This window comes from Allokutzneria sp. NRRL B-24872, from assembly GCF_002155965.1.
Lineage (GTDB): Bacteria > Actinomycetota > Actinomycetes > Mycobacteriales > Pseudonocardiaceae > Allokutzneria.
Genome location: NZ_MUMH01000324.1, coordinates 1 through 288 on the forward strand (window position 1 = coordinate 1; position 288 = coordinate 288).

General features: G+C 71.9%; 1 pseudogene. It reads left to right on the top strand.

The window, feature by feature from the left end:
• Nucleotides 1-288, top strand: a pseudogene (locus CCN37_RS40565) (sialidase family protein); the annotation flags it as partial.

Here is a 288-nt window from a genome sequence, read left to right on the forward strand (position 1 = left end):
CCGCGAAGCGATGGCCGTGCGGTCGAGCTACGACAACGGGAAGACCTGGAGCGCCGGGAAGGTCGTCCACTGGGGGCCGGCCGCGTACTCCGACATGGTGGTGCTCGGTCGCGGTCACACCGGCCTGCTCTACGAGGGCGGCAAGGCCAGCGCCTACGAGTCGATCCGCTTCGCCCGCTTCACCGAGCCCTACCTGGCCAAGCCCAACGGCACTCCACCCGGCATCCCCGGCCCCGTCGCGCCCGGCCCCACCACCCCTGACCGCTTCGGCAACAAGGCGTACGCGCG